Raw genomic sequence first — 6,787 nt, 5'->3', positions numbered from 1 at the left:
TTTTCAGTTTTATTCGATTATAAAATTTATACTATTAAAGTTTCCCTCGTTATCAACAACGGTTAATTTATGTTTACCTTTATCAGGAGAAATTTCAAATTGATGAATATCAGTGGTTTCGCCCAAAAACATATCGTTAAGATGCCAATAAATAGTGCTTTGGGGATTTCTGTGAGCTATTTCCAAAATAACTTTTCCTTTACTTCCATCCATTTGTTTTTGTAGTTTAATTTTTGAGTTAGGAAACGGATAAATAAACTCCATAACTTGTTTGTAATCACTCTTGGAACATTCCGGCGAATACGGCGGCAAAGATTTATAATTTGGATTATGCTGTTTGTAGTACCATTCCCATATGGGTGGCAAAACAAACCACGATACAGGCTTTATTCCCCTATCTCCTGTACAATTTTCGTAAACCATATATTTTTCGTCGTTGGAGACGTGTATTTTTCTGTGATATGGACAGGTTTCGGTATTGATACCTTTTTTGGGTATAAATTTTTTAACCACTGAACTTTCAGGACAATTTAATCCTTTTAAATGACCGCTATTTGAACAAATTTCAGCTTCGGTAAGTTCCTGATATGGAATATCGAACCAAGAAGTATTGGGTAAAATGTTAAACAAATCGAACATAACTCTGGCAGCAGTTCTAGCACCTGTAAGTCCAGGACGACCTTCTCCGCTGGCATTTCCTACCCAAACAGCAACCAAATATTTAGGTGTTACACCAACAGACCAGCCATCTCTGTAGCCGTAGCTCGTGCCTGTTTTCCATGCTATTTTTCTGATAGAAGGAATAAACTGCCAATCTATTTCTTCGGGACGATTTAAGTTGGTTAAAGTCTCAAATGTAGCCCAAATAGCTCCGGCATTGTATAAGGGATAATCCGTTGGAGTGTTTTTTGTTTCTTTATCGGAATATTCCCAAGTAAAATCTACGTTTTCGAAGTATTTATTATACTTGTTGAAATTGTTCAGATTTTTTGCCATGTAAGCATAGATATTGGCAACTTCCCAAAGTTTGCCTTCGGCTCCGCCAAGAATTAACGACAAACCGTAATGTGATGCAGGATTGTTAAGCGTCGTCATACCCGACTTTTTTAGCAATTGATAAAAGTTGATTATTCCATATTTGCGTAAAGCTACAACTGCCGGCACGTTGAGCGACCTTGCTAACGCATCGGAAGCAGCAACAGCACCTTGATATTGCAAGTTAAAGTTCTTAGGAGTAAAACCACCAATGTTAATAGGTACGTCGGCAATAATTTCGTCGGGTAATAACTTTCCTTCTTGCAGCATGGCACAGTAAAGAAAAGGCTTTAAAATACTTCCTGTACTGCGGTCGGAAAAAATTATATCAACCTGATTTGAAGCCACATTGCTAAAAAAATCAACGTTTCCGTTGTAAGCTAAAACTTCGTTTTTCTCAACATCAACAATAAGTGAAGCTATGTTCATTATATCGTTTTGTGCAAATTCGTCGTTCCACCTTTTTAAAATTTCATCAGCATTAATTTGCAGGTGTTTATCTATGGTGGTTTTGGTTGTTTTACCAGGATACTTTTTGTATGAAGTTATAAGCAAATGCGGTGCAATTTGTGGCATATTTTGTGGCTCGTCGGGTAAAGGCTCCGAGATAGCAAGTTGGTAATCGTCGTTGCTTATGTATTCCCTATCTAGAAGGGTTTTAAGGAGTTTATTTCTTTTGGCTAACAACTTATCCCTATTCTTTCCAAAGTGCATCAGCGATGGCGAATTTGGTAGCACAGCTAAAGTTGCAGCTTCTGCCCACGATAACATGTTGGAATTATGTCCGAAATACCTGTGAGCCGCAGCTTCTATTCCAACGGTATTTCCACCCATTGGTGCATGCGATGCGTAAAGTGCCAGAATGCTTTTTTTGGAATATTTTAATTCTAATCTTGTAGAAAGAATTATTTCTATAAACTTTTCGAAGTAAGTCCGCGGTTTGTTTTTTCGCATCAATCTAGCGGTCTGCATGGTTATGGTACTGCCACCGCTTACAATTCTGCCTTCTTTAATATTTTGATACAATGCTCTTCCCATTGCAAATGGATTGACACCGAGATGATATAAAAAGTATCTGTCTTCGAACTGAATAACACAGGTTTTATATTTATCCGGAACTTCTTCGCTTATCGGGAAACGCCACTGACCGTCGGTAGCAATACGTGCACCAAGCAAGTTGCCTTCATTGTCGAGTACCGTAGTCGTGTACGGTACCTCGAACAATTTTGAAGGCAGTGCAAACACATATATTAAGAAAAGTACCAAAAATGTTACTATGCATATTTTAGAAAAATATCCTAGTTTTAAAAATCTACCATATAAGTTTTTAAAAAACCGTAGCATTTCATATTAGTTGACAACTTCTACCCACTTTCCTTGACTTCTACCTTGCTCAGTAGGATTATAAAGCACTTGACAAACAGTAGCAGGCAAATAATACTTACCACGATATGCTGCTTGCAAATTAACCGAAACTTGTATTTTTTTGCCTGAATATATGTCAAAATAAGTCAGAACCCTATCGTCGCGGAAGTCTCTGTGATTTATATAGTAAGAATTGCGGTCATTGTTATATGTACTGCTCATTAAACCTTCATTATACACTTCCCAACCCGATGGGAATATTTGTGCAAGCACAACATTGTTAAAATTAAAGTGCGAAGTGTTTTCTATAGTAACAGTAGCAGTGAACTCCGTACCTTGTTTTAGTTTTGTAATATCTATCGGTTTACCGAGTTTATCGGTATATGTAACCGTAAGATTTAACGAAGTGTTTTCAGGAACGAAATCGTCTTCAATAGGAATAGTTTGCGAAGTTAGTCTTGCAAATATCTTATTGTTTCCTTTGTTGGTAATTTGAACAGTAATACTTGTATCGGGATTAATACTATGCTGATAGAACGGTTTAGGAGTGTGAATATCTTTCATTTTCTTGTCGTTAACAGTCCACTCAGCATTTATATTTCCCTGTCCCATTTTGTCAGCTAATTTTGCCATAGCAATAAGTCCGAACGCTGTTTCTTGCGAAGATGCGTAATTAGATGACAACCTGTCGGATACGCTAAATGCAAGTTCCATAGCTTTATCGGTTTTACCGAGTAGCAAGTATGTTTCCATTATCATTGCATGGTCTCTAGTCGAGCTTCCGTAAGTATTATTATTGCTTTCGTAATCGCTGACTTTATCATCTAATTTAAAAACAATATCGTTTGCAATTTTGGTTTTATTAATAATAGCGTAAGCTGCTGCAAGACGCCATTTAGCTTGCAATGACAAGTCTTTAATTTCTTTCATTCGGTTCATTGCACCTTGTTCTGCTTTTCCGTGTAGCGCAAGTGTGTATAGACGGTATGACTGTTGCAATTCAGTCATATTTATACTATAATAACTTGTCGAGGTAGTAGTATGTGTCCAGTTGCGTGCAAGTTTTTGCTGATATTTCGCCCAATTATTCAAAATCTTATTAGGAACATCGTAGCCTTTATTTTTAGCTTCAACTAAAAAGTGCCCGGCGTAAGTCGAAATCCATTCGTTTGAATAAGTGTTTGTTGACCAGAACTTAAATCCGCCGTCCGATAATTGTCTTAACGATAAGTTTTTGATACTTTGTGTAATAATTTCATCGTATTTCTTCTTATCATCATCACTTATTTTATCAAACTTATCGATGTATAATAGCGGGAACGCTCTGGAAGTCAAGTGTTCGCTGCTGGTAAACTCACAATCAAGCAAGTAATTGTAGTTTTTAGTTAAGTTTACCGAAGGGAAACGAGAAACTTCAAGTTTAGTCCAGTCGTAAGGCGAAACTTCATCGGTTTTTACGTTTAACGTTACCGTAGAGTTTGCGTCGATAAACATTCCTTGACTTTTAACAGTAGGCGGATTTGGATTTCTAATTTCAATATTAATAACTTCGTTAGAAGACTCGCCTCCACCCGTTGCTTTGATTCTAACTTGCTCAACGCCTGTTTTTGCCGAAGATTTTAATTTGAAGTACAATATTTTATCGCCTGTATTATTAAATGTAACTTGCTGCGAACTTCCATCTGTCGCTTTCAGCAATCCTTCGGTTTCTACCGAAACAGTTACATTTTTAACATGCGGACTCATAGCAAAAACGTTTACAGGTAATAGCACTTCTTCTTTAGGTCCTAAAACTCTTGGCAATGTAGAGATTGTCATCAGTGCATTTTTAACAGGAACTGTTTTTTCTGCACTTCCGTATGCACCCTCATAGCCGGCAACAACCATAACTCTGACTGAACCAACATATTGCGGCATTGTAATTTTATGAGTGTTTTTCCCGTTAGCCTTAACGGTGAATGGTCCTATAAATCTGACAACAGGTTTAAATCTGTTAACTTTGTTGCTTGAGCCTTTAAGAGCTTCGTCTCCACCTATGTTGAGTAGTGGTCCAACTGCCAAACCATGAGCACCGATAACTTTATCGAATAAGTCCCAAGTACGAACGCTTAACGCTTCTTTGCTGTAAAATTCGCTCCAAGCGTTGGGAGTTCTGAATCCTGTAATATCCAACAAACCTTCATCAACAACTGCAAGAGTGTAAGTCATTGGTTTACCGTTTGTTTCAGAAATTGTAACATCAAAATCCGTTTCAGGTTTTAATTCGTCAGGCATTGCAATTTTAGGCGATAACTTGCTGTTATCATTTTCAACGTTGATATTTACAACGCCATAAAGCCTGATTGGCAAGTCGTTAGAAGTTTGACTATGTGGTTGAAGCAATGAAATGAAGATGTAAATGTTAGGAGTCATTTCATCTGTAACTTTAAAGGTATACTTTGTGTCTTCCGTATCGGAAGTTTTAACCCATTGCTTGCTGAAGACTCTAGAACCTTTTTCTAAGCTGACAAGAGCTCTACCGTTTGAACTTTTTGGAATTATAACGTTAACTTCTTCGCCTACTTTGTAGGTCTCTTTATCGGTTGAAAATGAGAGCATTGTCAAACCTTCGGGGTCGGTTTTAGCAGATTTTCCTCTCCAGTCGGGCCAATCTACATAAAAAATATCACCAGCGGTATGTCCGCTAACAGGGTCTTTTACAAGAATCAGGTATCTTCCCCACTCCGGATAATCTACCTGAAAGTTAACCTTACCTACTCCGTTTTGTGTAGATATTGTTCCGGTTGCAAGTGGTACAACAGCTGTATTATTTGTGTATGAACTTAAGTTTTCGTACGAAGTACTCCACCACCAACTCCATTTTAGTTTGTAAACCTTGTACTCCAATTGGTTTCTGCTAACTTTTTCTCCGTACATATTAAGAGTTGCAATATCGAAAACTATTGGCTTGTCGGTTTCCAAATATCTACTGTTGCCATTTCTCGGAGTTTTTATTCCAACGTATGATGAATACGGAGAGTACATTACCGATTGAGAGTAGAAACTCATATCTCCGCCGGCTTCGTAAACTTTTGATAGAATATTACCTTTAAGCATACCGGGAGCATTTTCCGACATTGCTAATTTGGTGCTAATTTGCGCCGAACCTGCTGAATTGAGTAAGCCATCGTAAACCGTATATGTTGCATCACTGAATTTAATTAATGGATTATTAAATTCGTAATCTTTGTATGCAGGAAATGGTCTGCTTGTCTTTGATAAAGTTAATTCCACCTCCGATTTTAAATTAACTGCCGGAGAGCCATGCAACCATTGAACATTAAGTCTGCCCGAAAATATATTTTTACTCGCATTAATAATAGAATCGCAAACTAAGTTGATTTTCAACCTGTTAGGTTTAATGGTTTCAATATTAAGAGCTTTGTAAAAACTAGCGCCTCCAACTTTAATATACGATTGCCATGTTCCGGTTGTTACAGACGGATCGGTTGCAAATTTGAAATTATAAAATCCGTTTACGCCTTCGGTTTGCACTTCTCTGTGGTAAAGTTGTCTGAAAGGTGTATAAACTTCAAGCACAACGGGGTGAGATTTCGGAAGTTTTTTCTCTTTATCTTCAAGAATAAAAGTGAGGTGAATTGTATCTCCGGGACGCCAGATTCCTCTTTCACCGTAGATATAACCTTTAAGTCCTTTTTGCAATTGTTTGCCATCAACTTGGAAACGGCTCAACGACAATGAAGATTCGTTTTTCATGTCAAGGTATCCAATATCATCACCTTTGGTTGCCGAAATAACAAACGGCTGACTGTATTCAAACTCAATATCAACAAGTCCGTCGCTGTTGGTTTTTCCGCTTCCTATTTCCTGAAGTTGATAATTATAAAGTTTAACACTTGCTCCCGAAATTGGATTGGTTGTAACTATATCAGTAACCGCTACTGTAACAGTGTTATTATCAGAGAGTTTTGCAATAATTCCGATATTCGAAGCCATTAATACTTTTTGCACAGATGTGCCCGAGCCAATATAAAATGAAGGTTTGCATGGGTCGTCGCTTTCTTCCCAATTGTAATCGTCCCAATCGGTATATTCGTAATAATAAGAGCTTTGCACATCCCAAACAGCATTTTCTTCTTCAGTAATATTTGAAAAAGAACCTTGGTTTTTATTATCTTCAATCGTACGCGGATTTGAGCCTGCACAAGGATATGCAGAATACTCGTGTTTCATTGATAATTTTACCATGTACAATGCTCCCGGATCTTGGTTAAACATTGTCGAAAGGTCTAAGTCGAAGGTGTTTGGCTTGCTCAAATCAAGACTCTTATCTTCATCAAGTCTGATACGTTTTTTCATAACCAATCTTCCAAAGCGACGTAGTTCA

The 6,787-nt window shown here is 37.5% G+C and carries 2 protein-coding genes; both read right to left on the bottom strand.

Annotated features, from left to right (window positions below; genetic code table 11):
- Window positions 1-9 precede the first annotated feature (9 nt).
- Window positions 10-2,379, bottom strand: coding sequence for a penicillin-binding protein 1C (pbpC, locus tag PHP31_09665; GenBank protein MDD3739543.1), 2,370 nt, complete (start codon window positions 2,377-2,379; stop codon window positions 10-12).
- A 6-nt stretch (window positions 2,380-2,385) separates the two neighbouring features.
- On the bottom strand, window positions 2,386-6,787 hold a 4,402-nt coding region (locus PHP31_09660), incomplete at its 5' end, for an MG2 domain-containing protein (protein MDD3739542.1).

Source organism: Lentimicrobiaceae bacterium (assembly GCA_028697555.1).
Classification (GTDB): Bacteria; Bacteroidota; Bacteroidia; order Bacteroidales; family UBA4417; genus UBA4417.
The sequence above is the reverse complement of the archived record's forward strand: the minus strand, read 5'-3'. Positions and strand labels throughout refer to the sequence as shown.

Coding starts and splice junctions, on each gene's coding strand:
- pbpC (MDD3739543.1), bottom strand. CDS start 2,379: ATGCTACGGTTTTTTAAAAACTTATATGGTAGATTTTTAAAACTAGGA.